The 20,243-nt window shown below is 54.7% G+C and carries 24 protein-coding genes; 18 read left to right on the forward strand and 6 right to left on the reverse strand.

From position 1 onward, the window contains the following. The first annotated feature begins 4 nt into the window (after positions 1 to 4). The 9 genes from BM114_RS05735 to BM114_RS05775 all read left to right on the forward strand — a co-directional run bounded on the left by BM114_RS05735 (position 5) and on the right by BM114_RS05775 (position 8,677). Positions 5 to 970, forward strand: coding sequence for a glycosyltransferase family 2 protein (locus BM114_RS05735; RefSeq protein ID WP_092111574.1), 966 nt, complete (start codon positions 5 to 7; stop codon positions 968 to 970). Then, positions 958 to 1,434 (forward strand): DUF6452 family protein, encoded by a 477-nt coding sequence (locus tag BM114_RS05740; RefSeq protein ID WP_092111322.1) that lies wholly within the window; start codon positions 958 to 960, stop codon positions 1,432 to 1,434. The genes BM114_RS05735 and BM114_RS05740 overlap by 13 nt, the downstream gene beginning before the upstream one ends. Then, positions 1,382 to 2,074, forward strand: a complete 693-nt coding sequence (locus BM114_RS05745) for a DUF6048 family protein (protein WP_255406441.1) — start codon at positions 1,382 to 1,384, stop codon at positions 2,072 to 2,074. Before BM114_RS05740 ends, BM114_RS05745 begins: the two co-directional genes overlap by 53 nt. Before the next feature lie 4 nt (positions 2,075 to 2,078). Further along, positions 2,079 to 3,113: an FAD:protein FMN transferase gene (locus BM114_RS05750; RefSeq protein ID WP_092111324.1), complete on the forward strand. Its 1,035-nt coding sequence runs from the start codon at positions 2,079 to 2,081 to the stop codon at positions 3,111 to 3,113. 15 nt (positions 3,114 to 3,128) lie between these two features. Further along, the gene (locus tag BM114_RS05755) at positions 3,129 to 3,800 is read left to right on the forward strand and encodes a Crp/Fnr family transcriptional regulator (protein WP_092111325.1); all 672 of its coding nucleotides are present in this window, start codon (positions 3,129 to 3,131) and stop codon (positions 3,798 to 3,800) included. 84 nt (positions 3,801 to 3,884) lie between these two features. Next, positions 3,885 to 5,969 carry a M3 family metallopeptidase gene (locus tag BM114_RS05760; RefSeq protein WP_092111326.1) on the forward strand — a complete coding sequence of 695 codons (2,085 nt, stop codon included), beginning with the start codon at positions 3,885 to 3,887 and terminating at the stop codon, positions 5,967 to 5,969. A 24-nt stretch (positions 5,970 to 5,993) separates the two neighbouring features. After that, a complete protein-coding gene (locus BM114_RS05765) occupies positions 5,994 to 6,443 on the forward strand; it encodes a dCMP deaminase family protein (RefSeq protein WP_092111327.1) in 450 nt (149 codons plus the stop codon). Beyond that, positions 6,424 to 8,151 (forward strand): S41 family peptidase, encoded by a 1,728-nt coding sequence (locus BM114_RS05770; protein ID WP_092111329.1) that lies wholly within the window; start codon positions 6,424 to 6,426, stop codon positions 8,149 to 8,151. The genes BM114_RS05765 and BM114_RS05770 overlap by 20 nt, the downstream gene beginning before the upstream one ends. Continuing rightward, on the forward strand, positions 8,144 to 8,677 hold the full coding sequence (locus tag BM114_RS05775) for a 5-formyltetrahydrofolate cyclo-ligase (RefSeq protein ID WP_092111331.1): 534 nt from the start codon (positions 8,144 to 8,146) through the stop codon (positions 8,675 to 8,677). Before BM114_RS05770 ends, BM114_RS05775 begins: the two co-directional genes overlap by 8 nt. Before the next feature lie 128 nt (positions 8,678 to 8,805). On the opposite strand, the gene BM114_RS05780 is transcribed toward BM114_RS05775, so the two are convergent. Both BM114_RS05780 and BM114_RS05785 read right to left on the reverse strand, forming a co-directional pair. Then, positions 8,806 to 9,096 (reverse strand): DciA family protein, encoded by a 291-nt coding sequence (locus BM114_RS05780; protein WP_092111333.1) that lies wholly within the window; start codon positions 9,094 to 9,096, stop codon positions 8,806 to 8,808. Beyond that, positions 9,089 to 10,207, reverse strand: coding sequence for a DNA replication/repair protein RecF (locus BM114_RS05785; protein WP_092111335.1), 1,119 nt, complete (start codon positions 10,205 to 10,207; stop codon positions 9,089 to 9,091). Before BM114_RS05785 ends, BM114_RS05780 begins: the two co-directional genes overlap by 8 nt. Positions 10,208 to 10,409: 202 nt before the next feature. On the opposite strand from BM114_RS05785, the gene BM114_RS05790 reads away from it, so the two are divergent. The 5 genes from BM114_RS05790 to BM114_RS05810 are packed head-to-tail and all read left to right on the forward strand — an operon-like array spanning position 10,410 to position 13,216. Continuing rightward, on the forward strand, positions 10,410 to 11,108 hold the full coding sequence (locus BM114_RS05790; RefSeq protein WP_092111337.1) for a tetratricopeptide repeat protein: 699 nt from the start codon (positions 10,410 to 10,412) through the stop codon (positions 11,106 to 11,108). Further along, a complete protein-coding gene (gene ribH, locus BM114_RS05795; protein ID WP_092111340.1) occupies positions 11,108 to 11,584 on the forward strand; it encodes a 6,7-dimethyl-8-ribityllumazine synthase in 477 nt (158 codons plus the stop codon). Before BM114_RS05790 ends, ribH begins: the two co-directional genes overlap by 1 nt. Before the next feature lie 31 nt (positions 11,585 to 11,615). Then, the gene (locus BM114_RS05800; RefSeq protein WP_092111342.1) at positions 11,616 to 12,113 is read left to right on the forward strand and encodes a 3'-5' exonuclease; all 498 of its coding nucleotides are present in this window, start codon (positions 11,616 to 11,618) and stop codon (positions 12,111 to 12,113) included. Beyond that, entirely contained in the window at positions 12,110 to 12,829 is a 720-nt protein-coding gene (locus BM114_RS05805; protein WP_092111344.1) for an AlkZ-related protein, read from the forward strand. Before BM114_RS05800 ends, BM114_RS05805 begins: the two co-directional genes overlap by 4 nt. 3 nt (positions 12,830 to 12,832) lie before the next feature. Next, entirely contained in the window at positions 12,833 to 13,216 is a 384-nt protein-coding gene (locus BM114_RS05810; RefSeq protein WP_092111346.1) for a hypothetical protein, read from the forward strand. Positions 13,217 to 13,218: 2 nt separating this feature from the next. Here BM114_RS05810 and BM114_RS05815 read toward each other — a convergent pair whose 3' ends face one another. From BM114_RS05815 to BM114_RS05825, 3 genes are all read right to left on the reverse strand, one after another. Continuing rightward, positions 13,219 to 14,166, reverse strand: coding sequence for a hypothetical protein (locus BM114_RS05815; RefSeq protein WP_177207060.1), 948 nt, complete (start codon positions 14,164 to 14,166; stop codon positions 13,219 to 13,221). Between the two features lie 150 nt (positions 14,167 to 14,316). Next, positions 14,317 to 14,892 (reverse strand): DUF4738 domain-containing protein, encoded by a 576-nt coding sequence (locus BM114_RS05820; RefSeq protein ID WP_092111350.1) that lies wholly within the window; start codon positions 14,890 to 14,892, stop codon positions 14,317 to 14,319. Positions 14,893 to 15,030: 138 nt separating this feature from the next. Then, on the reverse strand, positions 15,031 to 15,579 hold the full coding sequence (locus BM114_RS05825; protein ID WP_092111352.1) for a DUF4890 domain-containing protein: 549 nt from the start codon (positions 15,577 to 15,579) through the stop codon (positions 15,031 to 15,033). 162 nt (positions 15,580 to 15,741) lie between these two features. On the opposite strand from BM114_RS05825, the gene BM114_RS05830 reads away from it, so the two are divergent. Genes BM114_RS05830 through BM114_RS05840 form a run of 3 tightly spaced genes read left to right on the forward strand, consistent with a single transcriptional unit; the run spans position 15,742 to position 17,796 of the window. Then, positions 15,742 to 16,422, forward strand: coding sequence for a DUF4230 domain-containing protein (locus BM114_RS05830; protein ID WP_092111354.1), 681 nt, complete (start codon positions 15,742 to 15,744; stop codon positions 16,420 to 16,422). After that, the gene (locus BM114_RS05835; protein WP_092111356.1) at positions 16,403 to 17,050 is read left to right on the forward strand and encodes a DUF4230 domain-containing protein; all 648 of its coding nucleotides are present in this window, start codon (positions 16,403 to 16,405) and stop codon (positions 17,048 to 17,050) included. Before BM114_RS05830 ends, BM114_RS05835 begins: the two co-directional genes overlap by 20 nt. Then, the gene (locus BM114_RS05840) at positions 17,047 to 17,796 is read left to right on the forward strand and encodes an MBL fold metallo-hydrolase (protein ID WP_177207061.1); all 750 of its coding nucleotides are present in this window, start codon (positions 17,047 to 17,049) and stop codon (positions 17,794 to 17,796) included. The genes BM114_RS05835 and BM114_RS05840 overlap by 4 nt, the downstream gene beginning before the upstream one ends. Positions 17,797 to 18,018: 222 nt before the next feature. Here BM114_RS05840 and BM114_RS05845 read toward each other — a convergent pair whose 3' ends face one another. Beyond that, entirely contained in the window at positions 18,019 to 18,504 is a 486-nt protein-coding gene (locus BM114_RS05845) for a PaaI family thioesterase (protein ID WP_092111358.1), read from the reverse strand. 233 nt (positions 18,505 to 18,737) lie between these two features. On the opposite strand from BM114_RS05845, the gene BM114_RS05855 reads away from it, so the two are divergent. Beyond that, positions 18,738 to 20,225, forward strand: a complete 1,488-nt coding sequence (locus BM114_RS05855; RefSeq protein ID WP_092111361.1) for a phosphohexomutase domain-containing protein — start codon at positions 18,738 to 18,740, stop codon at positions 20,223 to 20,225. Positions 20,226 to 20,243 lie beyond the last annotated feature (18 nt).

Here is a 20,243-nt window from a genome sequence, read left to right on the forward strand (position 1 = left end):
GAAAATGGATATTTCTGTTGTAATACCGCTTTTCAACGAGCAGGAATCCATACCGGAGCTCTATCATTGGATAGAACGCGTCATGAAGGCCAACGGCCTCAGTTTCGAAGTGATATTCGTGAATGACGGCTCTACGGACGGCTCCTGGCAGGTGATAGAAGACCTCTGTAAGGAATCGGAAGCCGTAAAAGGCATCAAGTTCCGCCGCAACTATGGCAAGAGTCCGGCCCTCTACTGCGGATTCAAGGAGGCACAGGGGGATGTCGTCATCACGATGGACGCCGACCTGCAGGACTCCCCCGACGAGATTCCCAGCCTTTACAAGATGATAAAGGAGGACGGCTACGACCTCGTGAGCGGCTATAAGCAGAAGCGCTACGACCCTATTTCGAAGACCATCCCCACCAAGATATTCAACTGGACGGTGCGCAAGGTGAGTGGAATCCACAACCTCCACGATTTCAACTGCGGCCTGAAAGCCTACCGGAAGGAGGTTGTAAAAAACATAGAAGTCTATGGCGAGATGCACCGTTTCATCCCCTATCTGGCCAAGAATGCCGGCTTCGACAAGATCGGCGAGAAGGTGGTTCACCACCAGGCACGCAAATACGGCCAGTCGAAGTTCATGAAGCTCAACCGCTTCGTCAACGGATACCTCGACCTGATGACGCTCTGGTTTCTGGGAACATTCGGCAAAAAGCCCATGCATGTCTTCGGTTTCCTCGGCAGCGTGATGTTCTTCATCAGCTTCATAGCCCTCGCCGTTCTGGGCGTCAACAAGATCATTGAGCTCAGCAACGGCACCTACGGAAACCTGATCACGGACTCCGCCTGGTTCTACATCTTCCTCACCACGATGCTGATAGGCACGCAGATGTTCCTTTCAGGCTTCCTCGGCGACCTCATAAGCCGCTCCAATCCCAATCGAAACGACTATCAAATAGAGGAGAAACTGAAATGCAAAGAATAATCCGCCCCTTATTCTTAAGCCTCATATTGCTGGCGATGGTGTCGTGCGCAAGCATCGACTGTCCGCTAAACAACATGGTGTACGCAAAGTTCAAGTTTGCCAAGAGGGTTACCGACACCCTCACCGTGGCAGCTGAAATCTCCGACGGCAGGGATTCCATACTCTTCAACAGGGGCGTGGATGTAGACAGCATCCAACTACCTATGAGCTACAGCCGCTCGCAGGATGTATACTACTTCGAATTCAAGGACTCCGTGAGCACGAAGACCGACAAGATTACCGTTTCTAAGGAAGACCGGCCTCACTTTGAATCGGTAGACTGCAATCCTTCCGTTTTCCATACGATAACAGGAGTGTCGACCACTCACAATGTAATTGATTCTATCGCCGTCAACAATAAAGATGTAACCTATGACGCACGCAAGCCACATCTCATCATATACCTCAAGGGCAATTCTGATTAGCCTGATGTTGCTGCTTTCCCTGGGCGGCCAGGCACAGCGACGCAAGAAAATCGTAGAGCAGCCCGACACCACTCCCTTTTTCCGGGGAGCCGCCGTCTCCGTCGACCTCGTGGGGGCAGGACAACTCCTGCTGAGCAGCTACGGCCAGTATGAGGCAGCCCTCCGCATAAACCTGAAGGATAGATACTTCCCCATCATAGAGGTGGGTCTGGGTAAGGCCGACGAGGACGATGTCTCCACGAAGCTGCATTACGGGACCTCATCCCCCTATGGAAGGGTCGGCATTGACTTCAATGTGATGAAGAACAAGCATGACGACTACCGCATCTATGTGGGCGGCCGCTACGCCTTCAGCAGCTTCAAGTACGACATCTCATCGCACGGAATGACCGACCCGATATGGGGCGACCACACGGAATACAATTATCAAGACAACAAAGGCTCCTATCACTGGTTAGAACTTGTCGGCGGCATCGATGCCAAGATATGGAAATTCGTACGCCTGGGATGGAGCGTACGCTACAAGCGACGCCTTTTCCATTCCGAAGCCGACATCGGCAATCCGTGGTATGTACCGGGATTCGGAAAGCAGGGAGGCACGAGACTTGGAGCCACTTTCAATGTAATTTTTGAACTGTAACCATATGAAAACCCGGAAACGCTTGCTTTGGCAGATTCCATTTCTGCTCTTCCTCATCATAGGCTCCATCGTCATCATCCGCCAACAGCGCTCCCTCCCCTATCAACACGACGAGGGATTCATCTTCGGAACGGTCTACCACATCACTTACCAAAGCGACCGCAACTACCAGAAGGAATATATCGAGGATGTGGGCGAGCTCAACTGGGTGAACGACGAGTTCTCCATGTTCGACAAGAACTCTACCGTCTCCCGTATCAATGCCAATAGGACTCCCATCAATATTAGCGACCGTTTTCTTTCTGTCTACCGCCTCGCGCAGGAAGTAAGCCGGGAAACCAACGGAGCTTTCGACATCACGGTTGCCCCCTTGGTAAATGCGTGGGGGTTCGGATTCAAGCATCAGAAGCTCCCAGACAAGAAGCAAGTAGACAGCCTGCTGCAGTTCGTGGGCATGGACAAGTTCCGCATCACGCCCACCCGACGCTACGAGAAATCCGACTCGCGGGTGATGCTCGACTTCAGCGCCATCGCTAAAGGCTATGGAGCGGATGTCGTAGCCCGCTTTCTGAAAATAAAAGGCATCAAGAACTTCATGGTCGAGATTGGCGGAGAGGTCGTGGCGAGCGGCATCAGCGAGAAACGGGTGCCTTGGAAGATTGGCGTTACAAAGCCAGCCGACGACTCCACCAGCACCGACATGCAACTACAGACCGTTCTGAACATTACCGATATTGCCATGGCCACCAGCGGCAACTACCGCAATTTCTATTATAAAGGTGGGCGGAAATACGCCCACACCATCGACCCGAGGACGGGATATCCCGTGCAGCACAACATTCTGTCGGCCACGGTGCTGGCAGACGAGTGCGCCAAGGCCGACGCCTATGCCACGAGCTTCATGGTACTGGGACTCGAAGGAGCCAAGAAAGTTCTCGCAAGACACCCGGAACTGATGGCTTATCTCATCTATTCCGATGCTAAAGGCAACAACGCCGTCTGGTATTCTCCTTCCCTGAAAGACAAGATATCTAAATAACCGCCAGCCCCGACCATGCCCAACCTTCATTTATACGACAAGCTCCTGCAATTTCCGCTGTTTCAAGGAATGAGCCGGGACGACCTCGGCGAGATCGTGGCTCACACCCGATTGGGATTCCATAAGCTGAAAGCGGGGGAAGACATCGCCAGGGAAGGAGATGATGCCGACTACCTGCACTTTCTCGTCAGCGGAAGAATCAAGATTATCACTTCGGCTGCCGACCGCAGTTTTACCTTTTTCGAGTATCGTGATTCGCCCGAGACATTCCAAATGGAAGCCCTCTTCGGCCCCAGCTACCGCTTCTCCCATACCTATCAGGCAGCCTCGGAGTGCAGCCTCATCACCATCAGCAAGGAAGATGTAAGGAGGTTTTACAACAGTTTCCTGGTCTTCCGCATCAACTTCATCAACCTGATTACCGCACGCTTGCAGAAGGCTGACGACAACATGTGGAGAACCACTCCCGCCGACACGAGGCATCGAATCATAAGTTTTTTCCGGTCTCATTGCCTCTATATGTCGGGAGAAAAGGATATCGACATCAAGATGACGAGACTGGCCGACGAGCTTAACGAGGGGCAGAGGCACATCTCCCAATCACTAAACGATATGAACGAGGAAGGACTCATCCGGCTGTCCCGTGCCAGAATACACATTCCCGCCCTCGAGAAACTGCTGATGTAAAATATAAGTTAAAAATCAACTTATTAATAAGGTGTGTCTAATATTTTTGCTACTTTTGTAGGAAATATAAGCAACGAGATTAGTATGAGTGAAAAGATGCCGGAGAAAGAGAAGCATGTGAACCCCTTTTTCTTCCCCTATCAGACGCCGCACGACACGGTGCCATTCAATCGCATCCAGACTGCCGACTACGAGGAGGCTTTCATGGAGGGCATCCGTCGCGACAACGAGGAAATAGACAAGATTGTCAACGACCCCGAGACACCCACCTTCGAGAATACAATCGTCCGCATAGACACCTCAAAGGGCGAGCATTACTACGACCTGCTCGACCGCGTGTCGAATGTGTTCTCGTGCATGCTCAGTGCCGAGACTAATGACGACCTCGATGCGCTAGCTCAGAAAATGAGCCCCATCCTCACCAAGCATGCCAACGATGTAACCCTGAACAAGCGCCTTTTCGAGCGCTATAAGTATGTCTACGAGCACCACCGCGAGCTCACGCCCGAGGAGCAGACCTTTCTTGAGAAAGGCTACGAAGGCTTCGTGCGCAGCGGAGCCTTGCTCGACGATGAGGGAAAAGCGCACCTGCGCAAGCTCACCGAGGAGGCCAGCATGCTGGCATTGCAGTTCTCGCAGAACCTACTGAAGGAGAACAAAGCCTTCGAACTCCTCCTTAACAACGAACGGCAGCTCGAAGGGCTCCCTCCTACGGCCGTAGAAGCGGCTCGCAAGGCCGCCAAGGACAACGGGAAGGAGGGGTGGCTTTTCACTCTCGACTTCCCGAGCTACAGTCCCTTTATGACCTACTCCACCCAGCGCGACCTGCGGAAAAAGATGTATATGGCACGCAACACGGAGTGTACCCACGACAACGAGCAGAACAATCTCGAGATTTGCAAGCGACTCGTAAACCTCCGCCGCGAGACGGCACAGCTCCTCGGCTATGCCACCTATGCAGACTATGTGCTCAAGGAGCGCATGGCCAGCAACACGGCAAATGTCTACAGGCTGCTCGACGACCTGATTGCCGCCTATAAACCAGCCGCCATCAAGGAGGTCGACGAGATAGAACAGCTGGCCAAAAAGCTGGAGGGCGACGACTTCGAGGTTCAGCCCTGGGACTTCAGCTACTATTCTCACAAACTTCAAATGGAGCGTTTCAATCTCGACGCAGAGATGCTGCGTCCCTATTTCAAGCTCGAGAATGTCATCAAGGGCGTGTTCGGCCTCGCCACGCGCCTATACGGCATCACCTTCAGGGAGAACAAGGACATCCCCGTCTATCATCCCGATGTGAAGGCCTATGAGGTCTTCGACGGCGACGGAAGCTACCTCGCCGTGCTCTACGCCGACTTCCACCCCCGCAAGGGGAAGCAGGGCGGTGCCTGGATGACGGAGTTCCAAGGGCAGTGGATTGACCATAAGGGCAACAACATCCGGCCGCAGGTAAGCCTGGTGATGAACCTCACGAAACCTACGGAGGACAAGCCGGCCCTGCTGACGCTCGGAGAAGTGGAGACATTCCTCCACGAGTTCGGCCATTCCCTCCACGGCATGTTCGCCAACACACGCTTCGCCAGTCTCTCGGGCACCAATGTGTGGTGGGATTTTGTCGAGCTCCCGTCGCAGTTCATGGAGAACTATGCCGTGGAAAAAGACTTCCTGCGCACCTTCGCCTTCCACTACCAGACCGGCGAGCCGCTTCCCGATGAGCTTATCGAGCGCATCGTCAAGAGTCGCAACTTCATGGCCGCCTACGCCTGCATGCGGCAAGTGAGCTTCGGATTGCTCGACATGGCTTATTATACCAGAAGCGACGAGTTCACGGAAGACATCATCCCGTTTGAGAAAAAGGCCTGGCAGAAGGCCATGGTTACCCGTCAGCTGCCCGACACCTGCATGACCACCCAGTTCTCGCACATCATGGCCGGCGGCTATGCCGCGGGCTACTACAGCTACAAATGGGCAGAAGTGCTCGACGCAGATGCCTTCAGCGTGTTCAAGAGAAACGGCATCTTCGACCGCAAGACAGCACAGAGCTTCCGCGACAACATCCTTTCCAAGGGGGGCACGGAGCATCCGATGACGCTCTACAAGCGTTTCCGCGGTCAGGAGCCCACCATCAACGCACTTCTGGAACGCAACGGAATCAGGAAGACAACATAACCGTAAAACAACGCGCACAGACCTATGGAACAAGACAACAAGCAACGCGACCTTGACTACCGATACCTGCGCATGGCACGCATCTGGGCAGAGAACAGCTACTGCGAACGCCGCCATGTGGGAGCCCTGGTGGTAAAAGACAAGATGATTATCAGCGACGGCTACAACGGAACGCCCAGCGGATTCGAGAATATATGTGAAGATGCCGACGGCGTTACTAAGCCCTATGTGCTCCACGCTGAGGCCAATGCCATCACGAAGCTTGCCCGCAGCAACAACAACAGCGATGGCAGTACGCTCTATGTTACCGCCTCGCCTTGCATTGAGTGCTCCAAGCTCATCATCCAGGCCGGCATCAAGCGGGTGGTCTACGGCGAGAAATACCGCCTCGAGGACGGCATCAACCTCCTCAAGAGGGCCCATATAGAAGTAGTCTATCTAAATCCGGAAGAAAATGAACCAGAACAAGAATAATCGATACACCCCGCTGTTCATAGCCGTCTCCGTGGTGGTCGGTATCGTCATCGGCACTTTCTTTGCCAACCACTTCTCAGGCAACCGCCTCAACATCATCAATAGCGGCAGTAACCGCCTCAACAACCTGCTCCACTTCATAGACGACCAGTATGTCGACGAAGTGAACATCGACTCCCTTGTTGACAAGGCTATCCCGCAGATTCTATCTCAACTGGACCCCCACTCGGTCTACATCAGCGCGAAAGACGCCCAGATAGCTGCCGACGACCTGAAAGGCTCGTTCTCGGGAGTGGGCATTGAGTTTACCATTCGCCAGGATACCATCCATGTGCAGAATGTAGTCAAGAACGGGCCGGCCGAGAAAGCCGGCATCCTTGCCGGCGACAAGATCGTCAGCGTGGATGGAAAACCGTTCGTGGGGAAACAGGTTACCAACGAGGAAGCCATGCACCGGCTGAAAGGCCCGAAAGACACGAAGGTGAAGATAGGCGTAGTGCGCTATGGCACCAAGGACATCAAGTATTTCACCGTAACGCGTGGAGAAATCCCGCAGCACAGCATCGCCGCCACCTACATGCTCGACGAGACCACCGGATATATACGCATCAAGAGCTTCGGGGAGACCACCTACGCCGAGATGCTCATCTCGCTGGCCAAGCTCTCGCAGCAAGGCTTCAAGAACCTGGTCATCGACCTGCGCGACAACACGGGCGGCATCCTCACCTCGGCCACCCAGATGGTCAATGAATTCCTGCCCAAGAACAAGCTCATCGTCTATACGCAGGGCCGCAAATCGCCGCGTCAGGAATACCCTTCCAACGGCCACGGCAGCTATCAAGACATACCGCTGGTGGTGCTCATCAACGAGGGCTCGGCCTCTGCTGCCGAGATTTTCGCGGGTGCGATACAAGACAACGACCGGGGAACCATCATCGGCCGGCGCTCGTTTGGCAAGGGACTGGTGCAGCAGCAGGTGGAATTCCCCGACCACAGCCTGCTCCGGCTCACCATCGCACGCTACTACACGCCCTCCGGACGCTGCATCCAGAAGCCCTATAAGATGGGCGACGAGGCCAACTATGCGCAGGACATGCTCACCCGCTACCAGCACGGCGAGATGTTCTCGCAGGATTCCATCAAGCACACAGGCCCGCAATACCACACGGGCATCGGCCGCGTAGTATACGGAGGAGGAGGCATCACCCCCGATATCTTCATTCCCGAAGACACGCTCGGCATGACTTCCTATTACAAGAGGGCTGCCATGAGCGGACTCATCCTGCAGTTTGCCTTTACCTACACAGACGACAATCGGCTGAAACTCAACACCTTCAAGGAGATGCAACAGCTGGCCGACTATCTGGTGAAGCAGAATATGGTGGAGAAATTCGCCTCCTATGCCGACAAGCACGGGCTGCAACGCCGCAACCTGATGATCAGGAAGTCGCACAAACTGCTCGAACAGTACATCAACAGCCGCATTATCTACAACATGCTCGACGAGGAAGCCTGGAACGAATACCTCAATCTTGGCGACCCGGCCATATCCGCGGCAATGAAACTGTTCGAGAATCATGCGGCCTGGCCCAAGAAGCCCATAAGGAAAACAGAGACCAAGGAGACGAGGCGCACAGCCTGCATAGTGCCGAAAAGCTACGACTATGCACCCACCCACGACCGCTATACGACGCTGGCACATGCTTAAGAAGAAGCTCAGAGAGGAAATCAGGCGGCGCAAGCGACAATTCACACGGGAACAGCTGCGCGAACGCTCGCTCCCAATCGTGGCCCGGCTGCTCGCCCACCCCCGCATCAGGGAGGCGGAGACCGTGCTGCTCTATTACTCACTGCCCGACGAGGTGGACACTCACAACATGGCCGACGAGCTCCTGCGGCAAGGAAAAACCGTTCTGCTGCCCGTTGTCATGCCTCGCTGCGGCATGCAACTCCGCCGCTATGAGGGGCGCGGAAGCATGCGGGAAGACGAGTTCCACATCCTCGAGCCCACGGGCAAGCCCTTTACCGACTACGCACAGATCAGCGTGGCCGTGATACCCGGCATGAGCTTCGACGCCCGCGGCAACCGCCTCGGGCGTGGGAAGGGCTATTACGACCGCTTCCTCAAACAGCTTCCCCATACCTATAAGATAGGAGTCTGCTTCGATTTCCAGCGGTTGGAACAAGTGCCCGTCGGAGCAAACGACATCCCCATGGACGAAGTCGTCAGTTGAGGGTCCGCTTCCCAACCGCAAATCCGGGAAAAAGAAATTATCATTCATGATGTTACAAACGGCTTGTAACAGGATTACACGCTGCTTGTAATGTGATTATACACGGCTTGTAATCGGGCGAGAAGCCGTCAGAAGAACTTGATTTCGGTAATAATCATGCCGCCCACCTGCTCGTTCAGGCGCTTCAGCAGTTGCGTGCGCATCATGCTCAGGTCCTGACGCAGGGCGGGATTGGTGATTTTCACGAAGAGAGTCTGGTTCTTGATGAACTTCTCGCCGGTATATTTCGCCACGGTCTTGCCCGCCACCAGCTCCCAGGAGTCTATCAGCCGCTTCTGCTTGAGCGGCGTCTCCAGTCCCTCTTCTCGGAGCAGCTTGTTGATGACATCCGCCAGCGACTCCACCTTACGCCTAAACATCTCCGGCCTCCTTTCGCTCGCGGATCTCCCCGCCGTCGACTTCAAACAGCCTGTAGTCAAAGCCATTGTGGGCTAGAATCTGATCAAGATGGTCGCGATTGGTATCCGTAATAAAGATTTGTCCATAGTTTTCGCCCGACACTAGCCGCACGATCTGCTCCACGCGGCGGGCATCGAGCTTATCGAAAATGTCGTCGAGCAGGAGCAGCGGCGTCGTGGTGGAGGCCGTGCGCTTGAGGAAATCGAACTGGGCGAGCTTCAGCGCAAGAGCAAAGGTCTTGTTCTGCCCCTGGCTGCCCTCATGCTTCATCTGATAGCCATCTATCAGCATCTCCAGATCATCACGGTGAATGCCATGCAGACTGTAGCCCACGGCACGGTCCTTCGCCCTGTCGCGGCGTATGACCTCCAACAGAGAACCTCGCTGGCAATGGGATATATAGCTCAGTGAGACCATTTCGCTACCGCCGGAAATGGTCTGATAAATTGACTGGAATATAGGTATCAGTTCCTGCACGAAGGCTTCCCGCTTCCGAAAAATCAACTCCCCCTGCGACGCCATCTCCTCCTCCCATATCTCGAGGAGGGTCTGGTCGGGCTCTTCCTCCATCCGCAGCAAGGCATTGCGCTGCTGCAAAGCCTTGTTATAGCGACTGAGGGCCTCGATATAGGGACTGTCGTACTGAGAAATCACCACATCCATCAGGCGACGCCGTTCCTCGGAGCCCCCTTCGATGAGGGTGGAGTCAGACGGCGAGACGAAGATGAGGGGAATCAGGCCTATGTGCTGCGAGAGGCGGCGATACTCCTTCTTGTTGCGCTTGAAGTGCTTCTTCACCCCCCGCTTCATCCCACAGTAGATGTGCTCGCTGTCGCCGTTCTCGTTCTCGTAGGTTCCCTCGAGCACGAAAAAGTCCTGATCGTGGGTGATCACCTGGGAGTCGACAGGATTGAAGGCGCTCCTGCAGAACGACAGATAATAGACGGCATCGAGAAAATTGGTCTTCCCCACACCGTTATGCCCGATGAGGCAATTCATCTTGGGCGACAAATCGAGCGTCGCCTCCCGGATGTTCCTATAGTTGAGAATCGAGATTTTCTTGAGAATCATACGCCTGAAACCCTACCGTATCACGCTTTCCGGCAGTCTTGTGATTGCAAAGTTACGCCTTTTATCATTGAAAAACGAAAAAAACAAGGAATATATTTCAATATGTGAGATAATTTGAGTAAATTTGCCGAGCTATTATAGGCTCACCAGCTAATGGAGACGGCCGACAGTAAAGGCATAAAAACAAAAAACAAACAATAGAATGGCAAAAAAACAAGAGCAAGCGCCCGCAGCAGAGGCGCTCAACATCTCTGAGGCTTTTATCACCAAATACAAGAAGCCTCTCATCATCGCAGGCATTGCACTGCTCGTAATCATCGCCGGTATCTTCAGCTACAAGTACTTCGTTTCCGCCCCCCGGGAGGAGAAGGCAAGTACGGCTCTCGGCCTGGGACAGCAGTATTTCAACCAGGAGAGCTTTGACAAAGCCCTCAACGGAGACGGCGCTTCCTACGCAGGCTTTGCCAAGATAGCTTCCGACTACAGCGGTACTGACGCCGGCAACCTCGCCAACCTCTATGCCGGACTCTGCTATGCCAACCTCGGCAAGTGGCAGGAAGCCGTGAAATACCTGGATGAATACTCACCCTCCGACGACGCCATGGTGAGCCCGGCAGCAGTAGCTGCGCTCGGAAATGCCTATGCTCATGTCAATCAGCTTGACAAGGCGGTGAGCAATCTGAAGAAAGCAGCCGGCATGGCAGACTCCGAAGCCCGAGACGGCGTCAACAACAGCCTCGCCCCCACCTTCCTCCTGCAGGCAGCCATCATCCTCGAAAGTCAGAACAAGACCAACGAGGCTCTCGACATCTATAAGAATATCAAGGAAAAATATGTGAACTCCGCACTCGTCCAGAGTCAGGAGATTGACAAGTATATAGAACGCGCACAGGACAAGTAATGGCCACCGCACTACATCATCTGTCAGACTACGACCCGGCCAAAGTGCCTGATGCCAGCAATATGTGCTTCGGCATTGTGGTCGCGGAGTGGAATCCGGAAATCACGGGAGCCCTGCTTGACGGTGCCGTCAAGACGCTGGAGAAGCACGGATGCCTGCCCGAGAACATCCATGTGAAGACCGTTCCGGGAAGCTTCGAGCTTATCTACGGTGCCCAGCAGATGACCAAGAACGACGGATTCGACGCCGTCATCATCCTCGGCAGCGTCATCCGGGGCGAAACGCCGCACTTCGACTATATCTGTCAGGGCGTTACCTACGGCATTGCCCGCCTCAATGCCAGCCAGAACATACCCGTCATCTACGGGCTCCTCACCACCGACAACCTGGAACAGGCCAAGGAGCGGAGTGGCGGGAGACTGGGTAACAAGGGCGACGAGTGCGCCGTAGACGCCATCAAGATGGCCAAATTCTAATCAGGGAAACCGGCAATCGGGAAAAAGGTCGTTGAAAGACTTCGCAGCGATAGACTTCGAGACCGCAAACGGAAGCAGAAGCAGCGTTTGCAGCGTGGGTGTGGTGATAGTAGAGAATGGCGTGATTGCCGATTCATACTATCACCTCATTCGTCCCATACCCAACTATTACACCACGTTCACAACGACCGTTCACGGCCTCACTTATACCGACACGGAGGATGCTCCGCCTTTCCCGGAAGTGTGGGCGGAGATAGCCCCCAAGATCAGATACCTGCCGTTAGTGGCTCATAACAAGGCTTTCGATGAGAATTGCCTGAAGGCTGTGTTCCAGGCCTACGGCATGGAATACCCCGACTATCCGTTCTACTGCACGCTCATCGGCGCACGGAGGACTTTTCCACGAGGCACCATCGCAAACTATCAGCTGCAGACCGTAGCCCTGCGGTGCGGTTTCGACCTGACGAGGCACCACCATGCGCTGGCCGACGCGGAAGCCTGTGCCCACATAGCCATGAAGATCTTATGAAGAAACAGGTACATAGTCCCGAAGAACTGGAGCGTCTCGTGGAGGAGATGGGCTTCCTGCCGTTCTTCTGGAATGACATCCCTGGATTCTCGTTGGGGGCATATACAGCTCCCGAATACTGGTTTCCGGAGGAGGGCAACGGCGTGTGGGACTGGAAGGGACCCGTCATTGTCGAGGGCGGAATTGCCTACGGCAAGTTCTTCGAGAACAAGGCGGGGTTCATCAGCATGGACTGGTTTCCCGACTTCCTCAACTATCGGCGCAGCACCTACAAGCTCTCCACACAGGAAAAGCGCATCCTTGACACGCTGAAAGAGCACCAGACGCTGCTCTCGAAGGACCTGAAGAAGCTCTGCGGATATACCACTCCCCGCACTCCGAGGCCCCGCAACCCGCTTGAGCGGCAGATGACGGCAGAGACCCGCGCCGTGGTGAAAAAGCCAAAGAGCACCCGCGAGGCCTTCGACACCGCTATCACCCGGCTGCAGATGGGCACACAGGTCATCACGGCCGATTTCGAATACAACTACGACAAGCAGGGCAAACGATATGGATGGGGCGTCGCAAGATACTGCACACCCGAGGATTTCTTCGGCGAGGAACACTTCCTGAATCTCGAAAGAACGCCGAAGCAGTCGGCCCGGTGCATCTTCGACCACCTGCGCCAGTTGCTCCCCCATGCCACGAAAACGCAAATCTTAAAAATTATAGGATAGAATATGAAACTTACGCACTTACTTCAGGCTTACAGCTTCGACGAGCTGATGCCCGTTATCAACGAGATGTTTCCCGGCACAAGCAAGTTTCGGCCGCAACTGGAGGCCGCTTACGACATTATGGTGAGCATGCGCCCGGTGCCTTCAAAGAAGACCATCCGATTCCAGACCTTACACGACGAGAAAGGCTCGCTGTCGTATCTGGGTGCAGAGGACAGCTGCTTCGACGCCACTTGGGAGGTCTGCCTCGGCAAGGAAGTAACAAGAGAAGGAGGCGTTGACCTAAGCAACATAGAGCTTGCGGCCAACTGCCTCGTAAACCTGTGTCTGCTGGGGCATTATCCAAAGACCTTTGAAAGTGCCCATCAGCAACTCATGAAGGGATAGTCTTATCTGTGTCCGTTGCCGAAACTGCCGCGTGAAGGGGTGTTCTGACGCTGCGGGGCATTCGTCGACCGGCTACTGTTCCCGAATGTAGAGGAACGGGTTACGGTGGAAGGAGGCGTCGTAGAGCGACTGCCGAAGCTGCGGTTACTGCTGCCTTCCGTGCGCTTCCGGGTGGGCATATTGTTGCTGCTGCCAACCCTGCTCCTGGTCGTGTTTGTCTGTTGACGGGCATTGCCGCCACTAAAATTGCCATTTCCGTTTACGCGTCCGGTAGATGCCCTCTGGCCATTGCCTACCCTTCCGCCGAACACGCGCCCATTCCCATTGCTCGAACCGCCGTTATATTGTGGAACGGTTCTTGTCGTAGAGCTTCTCACCTGAGTATTCCGGCGGATGTTGTTGGTCCTTCCGCCGAAGCTGCGATTTGCATAATAGCTGTTACCCGTGCGATTATGGCCGCCCCGATAAGACGCATAGTTGTTCGGACGCTCATAATAGTAATAGCCCGGATCGCGATACCTATTATATATATTATATACTACGGTGTTGTTATAATATCCCAGCGGACGGTAGAAATAGCCGGCTCCTGTATAGTAATTATACTGGTAGCTGGAGAGCACATACCGCAAATCGGAGTTACGCCGAGCCCAGTAAGAGCCATAGAAGTCGTTGTAACTGCGCATGTTCAGCAGATAGTCGAGGTTGATTTCGTAGACTGCCGCATACTGGGCAGCGTTCAATCCCATCTCGTAAGCCATCTTGTCTGACAAATAAAGGGCCTGGTTCCGGGCGTCGCTATAGCTTAACAAACCATAGTTGCTATAGTCGTCGTAGTAATAAGAGTCGTCATAAGCCGAAACTCCCGTGCCTACGCTTAAGAACGAACCACATGATGAAAGACTCATCGCCATCATCATAAGCCCCACCATTGTTAACATATTCTTTTTCATAATAGCACTCCTTTAATTGTTATACATCTTGTTTTATACCGCAAAGATAGAAACAAAATCCATACGGCAACGGGGGTTATCCCTAAATTGCAGGTGTTTTTCCCTATTGTTGAGTGTCTTCAGGAAGTCAAGGAGAGGGCTGTCTCAAGACTATACACCGTCTTCCTCAGATTCGTCGGATGGCCCCTCCGAGGATGTGGTGTCCAGCTGAGTGTCCTTGCTGATGGTGATGTTGCCCATGCGACCAACCTTTACCACCAGCGGAATATATTCATCGCTCGACTTGTCGGGCGATCCCACGCTTGCCGCGAAAATCAAGTTATCGCCCTCGGCCTTGTCGAAGACCACGCCGAGAAAGGCTCCGTCTTTCCCGAAAGATCCGCTAATGTATTGCAGGAAATCGCTCTTTGCGAATTCACGCTTCAGGAATTCCGAGCCGTCTTTCCGCAGGATGCGGAGCGTGGTATGATTGTCATAGTATCGTTGTTCCCCATCGTAGACCACAGGCAGCGAGGTGTCGGCACGGAAGTCGAGGTCTACCGTGTACTCTGAACCCACCCATGCCACCTTTGTCTGCTGATGATAGTCGCCCATCTTACGCACAGCAGAGGGCTTCACGGCCTTGGGTTTATGAGTGATAATCTCATTCTCGTTCTTCTTTTTGGCGCACGAGGCGAACAGGAGTGCCGACAGGAGCAACAGGGCAAGGGAAAGTCTACTCTTCATTTTCTGACTGGTTTTTATTCGTTACAAAGGTAATCAAAAATCCCGAAATCACAAAACGGGCGCCCCCGATTTACGGAGACGCCCCAATCAATTTACCTTTATAACCTATTGAAACTTCCAACTATATACGCATTATCCTTATTTCTTCTCACAACCTTCCTTTCCGCAGTTGCCGCAGCACGACTCCCCGGCCTTTCCTTTCTTGTGGTGAAGTGCGTGCGTCATGAACTGCCTGCGGTTTTGCTGATATTGCGCGAATTTCTCGCTGCCGAGGATTTCCTTCAGCTCCTTGTCGTATGCCTCACGCACCTGCTTCCGCTCGGCAATCTTCTTCTGGACCTCTTCCTTGCTCAAGGCGCGTCTCTGGGCGATGGTACCCGCCTTTCCGTCCACCTGAGCCTTCTGGTCGCCACCCTTGTTCATGTGGTGGTGAGGACGCCCATGTCCCCTTCCGCCATTGCGGAAACCACCCGCCATGGGCAGCTTGTCGGCATACTCCTCATTCAGCTTCTTCAGCCTTGCGGCCTGCTTGTCGCTGAGGTCATACACTTTGACCATCCGGTCGGTGCGGCGCTGAATCAGCTCTGCCTTGTCAAACTGCTTTCCTTCTTTCTTGTCTACATCCTGTGCCAATGCTGTGCCTGACAATACGAATATGGCTACGATAGCCAGAATCAGTCTTTTCATATTTCTTTTGTTTTCAATTAATAATATTTTTTCTTAAACACAACTGATTCTTTGACGGAGGAATCTGGCAAAAGTTTAACTGATTAAGATTTTTTCAGGTTTACCGTCATCATTTTGTCGCTTTTTTCTTACCTTTGCCCCTATATTAACTATTTATCAGGAATGAAACAATCAGTTCTATACCTCACCTTATTCATCATGCTGCTATCCTCCTGCTCGGGAAAGAAGGAGGCGTCGGATGCCCCTGCCCTCGACACCATTCCCATGATGGTGATGCAGATACAGCGGTGCTCACGCCTCTATACGGCTGAATACCAACTCCACAAAATCATCACTCACGACGACACGAAGAAGCTGGAGGGCTCGTTCATGAACAAGGACTTCAGCATCGACCTCCCCCTGGGCAAGCGCAAGATAGCCCTCCCGCTGGACGCCACGGTGAAGGCCTACATCGACTTCAGCGGTTTTTCGGAGAAGAACATACGCAAGCGAGGCGGCCGAATAGAGGTGATACTGCCCGACCCGAAAGTGGTGCTCACCAGCACGAAGATAAAGCATGAAGATGTAAAGCAGTATGTGGCACTCACCCGGAGCAACTTCACCGACGAGGAGCTGACAGGCTATGAGCAGCAGGGGCGCGACCAGATCGTGAAGGCCATCCCGCAGCTCGGCATCATCGAGACAGCACGCTCCAGCGCGGCCAGCATCCTCATCCCCATGATGGAGCAAATGGGCTACAAACGGGAGAACATCAAGATTACCTTCCGCAAGGACTTCACGCTCGACGACATCCAGCGGCTCATTGACAAAACAACGATAGAAAATGGAAAAGCAGACCAATAACTTCTGGGATACACTCAAGTGGCTGATCACGCGCATCTCGATTACGGCATGGATGATCATCGCCTCGGCCATCCTCATCGTCATCGCGGTGGTCTTCGCCCTGGCGTGGCTCAACCACGACAACCACTTCTCCTTGAGCACAAACGACAGCATCAACATCACCTCGACGCAGATAAAATCAATAGAAAACATCGGCGAATGGGAGTTCCTTTCCATCAGCGACGAGGAACTGGTGGACACCATTAGCCGCGGATTCTTCGGCGACAGCGAGCTCGTGCGCATCTATTACGGCACGCTGCGGCTGGGCGTGAACCTCCACAAGGTGAAGCCCGGATGGATAACCACCCACAAGGACACCGTCGTGGCGACGCTACCCGCGATAGAACTGCTCGACAACGACTTCATCGACGAGGCCAAGACCCAGTCGTTCTATGAGTCGGGAACCTGGTCGCAGGCCGACCGGAAGGCGCTCTACGAGAAGGCCTACAGGGCCATGAGGCAACGCTGCATGAACCCGAAGAACATCGAGATAGCCGAGAAGAACGCAGCCCTGCAGTTCGACAACCTGCTCCGCTCGATGGGATTTGAGTTTACAAGAATAAAATTTGACAAACCCGAGAAGAAATGAACATCAAGAACCTGATTCTTGCCGGCATCGCCCTGCTATCCGCGGGATGCTCGCAAGCCGGAACGAAAGACGCTCCCGACCCGGACACCTACCAGACCCCGTCAGGGAAGACCGTAAGGATCATCCCCGTCAAGCATGCCAGCATCCGAATACAATATGACGGACTGGAGTTCCAAATCGACCCCGTGGGTAAGCGGCTCAACCCTGAGACCGACTACAGCCAGGGACCCAAGGCCGACTACATCCTCGTTACCCACGAGCACTCCGACCACTTCGACCCAGACGCCATACGCCTGCTCACCAAAGACGCGACACGCCTCGTGCTGAACGAGAACTGCCGGAAACTCTTTGGAGGGGGCACGGCCATGGGCAACGGCGACTCGCTAAGGCTGGCTCCGGGTATCATGCTCTATGCCGTACCGGCCTATAACACCACGCCCGGACACACGCAGTATCACCCCAAAGGGCGCGACAACGGCTTCATCCTCTCCCTCGACGGACTGAGAATCTATATCGCCGGCGACACCGAGGACATCCCCGAGATGGCGGAAATCAAGGACATCGACATCGCGTTCATGCCCTGCAACCAACCGTTCACCATGACGCCCACCCAGCTCAGGAAGGCTGCCGAGATGGTGAAGCCCAAGGTGCTCTATCCCTACCACTTCTCCGAGACTCCCGTCGGGGAAATGGAGAAGGCGCTCGAAGGCCTCGGCATCGACATCCGCATGCGCCCCTTCAAATAGGGAAAACTGCTGACAGCCACGAAATTAGCACTAAACCAGCCTCCGACAGGCAGCTGCCCCGTCTGCCGGAGGTTGCTCCCCGCAATGTTACAAGCGGCGTGTAACACGATTACACGCCGCTTGTAACATGGCAATATGCCGCAACAAGGATTTGTCTTGACGACCTTTCCTCCTCCCGTTTGTCCTCCGCACTACCCGCACAGGCGACAGCCAAGAGCCCAGCTACATCGACAGCAGCTGCTCGTCTTCCACCTCACAATGAGTGAAGCCCATCTCCCGCGCCTTCTCCTGCGGCATCGCATAGTACACCACATCAGCTTCCACGCAGATTTCAGCATTGCTGTTGGCTATCGTGGCATGCATGAAGACGAGGTTACGCCGCTGCTCAGTGATGCGCGCCTTGACGGTGAGCAGTGAGTCGGTCGACTTCACCGGGTGGCGGTAACGCAGGTCCAGACGGCTCGTAACGCCCGTGGTCTGCAACTTTCGCGTAACCACCCATCCACAGGTCTCGTCGATGAGGGTGGAAAGGATGCCTCCATGCAGCGTCTCCACCCATCCCTGATAGTGCTCCGAAGGGTGCCAGAAGGAGATGATGTCGTCGCCGTCCTCGAAAAACTCCATGTGGAGTCCTATTGGATTGCCCGGCGCACAGCCGAAGCAGTCATATCCCTCCTTGCCCGTCCACGGATTCTTGATCTTTCTCATACGCTTGTCGTTTTCTGCAAAAATAGGAAAAAATATCCACATTGGCCACAAACAAGTCGCGTTTTTTCAGCAGCAAGCCCAGCGCAGGCCCCGGCAAGTCCCGATAGGAGTGGCACGGACTGGAAGATTTTTCCATGAAAAGGCGATGTTTTTACAGATTTTATTCGTAATATTGCAGTTGCAGGCTGGTTCTGAAAACCAAAGACGCTACTAACGACAATCTCTAAAATACTATGGACTGGAAAAAACTACAGAACGGATCGGACATCCGGGGCATAGCCCTCGAGGGTGTGGAAGGTGAAAGCGTGAACCTCACGGCAGAGGTGGCAGGTGCCCTCGCCAGGGCTTTCACGGCTTGGCTCATGGGAAGAAACGGACAGACGAGTCAGATAATTGCTGTGGGCTGCGACTCTCGTCTTTCAAGTCCGGCTCTCGTGAAGGCATTCGCCGAGGGAGCGGCGGCCATGGGCTGCAGGGTGCTCGACTTCGGCATGGCGTCTACGCCGGCCATGTTCATGTCGACGATAGACGAGGAACTGCGCGTAGACGGAGCCGTGATGATAACGGCGAGCCACCTGCCGTGGAACCGCAACGGGCTGAAGTTCTTCACGGCTGCCGGTGGTCTCGACAAGGGCGACATCCGGGAGATACTCGAAATGGCACCGCAATTCCTCAATACGACGGGTAGACAGGGAGGCGGCAGCATCGAGCCGACCGACTTCATGCGGAAATATTGCGGATTCCTGACAGACTATATCCGCCGGGGAGCCGGCATCGGTTCCCAGCCACTGAAGGGAATGAGAGTCATCGTAGACGCCGGCAACGGGGCGGGCGGCTTCTTCGCCGACCAGGTGCTCGAGCCTTTGGGAGCCGACACGACGGGGAGCCAGTTTCTCAATCCCGACGGCCGATTTCCCAATCACATACCCAACCCGGAGAACGAGGCGGCCATGGCCTCCGTCAGCAAGGCCGTAACGGACAACCGCGCCGACCTCGGAATCATCTTCGACACCGATGTAGACCGCTCCGCCATCGTCGACCGCAGCGGCTCGCCCATCAACCGCAACGCGCTCATCGCCCTCATCGCGGCCGTCATCCTCCGTGAGCATCCGGGCAGCACCATCGTTACCGACTCGGTAACATCCGACGGCCTCGCTGAGTTCATCGGCCGCCGTCAGGGCAGGCACCATCGTTTCCGCCGCGGATACAAGAATGTCATCAACGAGGCCATTCGCCTGAACGGCATCGGAGAAGAATCGTGGCTCGCCATAGAGACCTCCGGCCACGCCGCCCTGCGCGAGAACCACTTCCTCGACGACGGTGCCTATCTCGTGGCGAAGCTCCTCGTCGAGGCGGCGCGGCTAAGGACCGAGGGCAAGGAACTGCAAGACCTCATCGCCGACCTGCGGCAGCCCTGCGAGAGCAAGGAAATCAGGTTCGGCATCGGCAACGCCGATTTCAAGGGCTACGGGCAGACGGTGCTCGACCACCTGAAGGCCTCCTGCACCACGCAGCCCGGCTGGCAGCTAGTAGAGCCGAACTATGAAGGAGTGCGCATAGCCTGCACCAGCCCCGACGAACAGGGATGGCTGTTGCTGCGCCAGTCGCTCCACGACCCCGTGCTGCCGCTCAACATCGAGTCGGATGTCGACGGAGGCATCGCCCGCATCGAGCAGCGGGTGATGAAGCTCCTCGCCGGATTCAAGGACCTGAAGAGATAAAGGCAGGACCGACGGCCG

Origin of the sequence: Prevotella sp. KH2C16 (genome assembly GCF_900113305.1) — a bacterium.
Taxonomy (GTDB): Bacteria; Bacteroidota; Bacteroidia; order Bacteroidales; family Bacteroidaceae; genus Prevotella.

Bases quoted from the DNA above. Each gene is read 5' to 3' on its own strand.
- BM114_RS05735 (WP_092111574.1), top strand. From the start codon at position 5: ATGGATATTTCTGTTGTAATACCGCTTTTCAACGAGCAGGAATCCATA.
- BM114_RS05740 (WP_092111322.1), top strand. From the start codon at position 958: ATGCAAAGAATAATCCGCCCCTTATTCTTAAGCCTCATATTGCTGGCG.
- BM114_RS05745 (WP_255406441.1), top strand. From the start codon at position 1,382: ATGACGCACGCAAGCCACATCTCATCATATACCTCAAGGGCAATTCTG.
- BM114_RS05750 (WP_092111324.1), top strand. From the start codon at position 2,079: ATGAAAACCCGGAAACGCTTGCTTTGGCAGATTCCATTTCTGCTCTTC.
- BM114_RS05755 (WP_092111325.1), top strand. From the start codon at position 3,129: ATGCCCAACCTTCATTTATACGACAAGCTCCTGCAATTTCCGCTGTTT.
- BM114_RS05760 (WP_092111326.1), top strand. From the start codon at position 3,885: ATGAGTGAAAAGATGCCGGAGAAAGAGAAGCATGTGAACCCCTTTTTC.
- BM114_RS05765 (WP_092111327.1), top strand. From the start codon at position 5,994: ATGGAACAAGACAACAAGCAACGCGACCTTGACTACCGATACCTGCGC.
- BM114_RS05770 (WP_092111329.1), top strand. From the start codon at position 6,424: ATGAACCAGAACAAGAATAATCGATACACCCCGCTGTTCATAGCCGTC.
- BM114_RS05775 (WP_092111331.1), top strand. From the start codon at position 8,144: ATGCTTAAGAAGAAGCTCAGAGAGGAAATCAGGCGGCGCAAGCGACAA.
- BM114_RS05780 (WP_092111333.1), bottom strand. From the start codon at position 9,096: ATGTTTAGGCGTAAGGTGGAGTCGCTGGCGGATGTCATCAACAAGCTG.
- BM114_RS05785 (WP_092111335.1), bottom strand. From the start codon at position 10,207: ATGATTCTCAAGAAAATCTCGATTCTCAACTATAGGAACATCCGGGAG.
- BM114_RS05790 (WP_092111337.1), top strand. From the start codon at position 10,410: ATGGCAAAAAAACAAGAGCAAGCGCCCGCAGCAGAGGCGCTCAACATC.
- ribH (WP_092111340.1), top strand. From the start codon at position 11,108: ATGGCCACCGCACTACATCATCTGTCAGACTACGACCCGGCCAAAGTG.
- BM114_RS05805 (WP_092111344.1), top strand. From the start codon at position 12,110: ATGAAGAAACAGGTACATAGTCCCGAAGAACTGGAGCGTCTCGTGGAG.
- BM114_RS05810 (WP_092111346.1), top strand. From the start codon at position 12,833: ATGAAACTTACGCACTTACTTCAGGCTTACAGCTTCGACGAGCTGATG.
- BM114_RS05815 (WP_177207060.1), bottom strand. From the start codon at position 14,166: ATGAAAAAGAATATGTTAACAATGGTGGGGCTTATGATGATGGCGATG.
- BM114_RS05820 (WP_092111350.1), bottom strand. From the start codon at position 14,892: ATGAAGAGTAGACTTTCCCTTGCCCTGTTGCTCCTGTCGGCACTCCTG.
- BM114_RS05825 (WP_092111352.1), bottom strand. From the start codon at position 15,579: ATGAAAAGACTGATTCTGGCTATCGTAGCCATATTCGTATTGTCAGGC.
- BM114_RS05830 (WP_092111354.1), top strand. From the start codon at position 15,742: ATGAAACAATCAGTTCTATACCTCACCTTATTCATCATGCTGCTATCC.
- BM114_RS05835 (WP_092111356.1), top strand. From the start codon at position 16,403: ATGGAAAAGCAGACCAATAACTTCTGGGATACACTCAAGTGGCTGATC.
- BM114_RS05840 (WP_177207061.1), top strand. From the start codon at position 17,047: ATGAACATCAAGAACCTGATTCTTGCCGGCATCGCCCTGCTATCCGCG.
- BM114_RS05845 (WP_092111358.1), bottom strand. From the start codon at position 18,504: ATGAGAAAGATCAAGAATCCGTGGACGGGCAAGGAGGGATATGACTGC.
- BM114_RS05855 (WP_092111361.1), top strand. From the start codon at position 18,738: ATGGACTGGAAAAAACTACAGAACGGATCGGACATCCGGGGCATAGCC.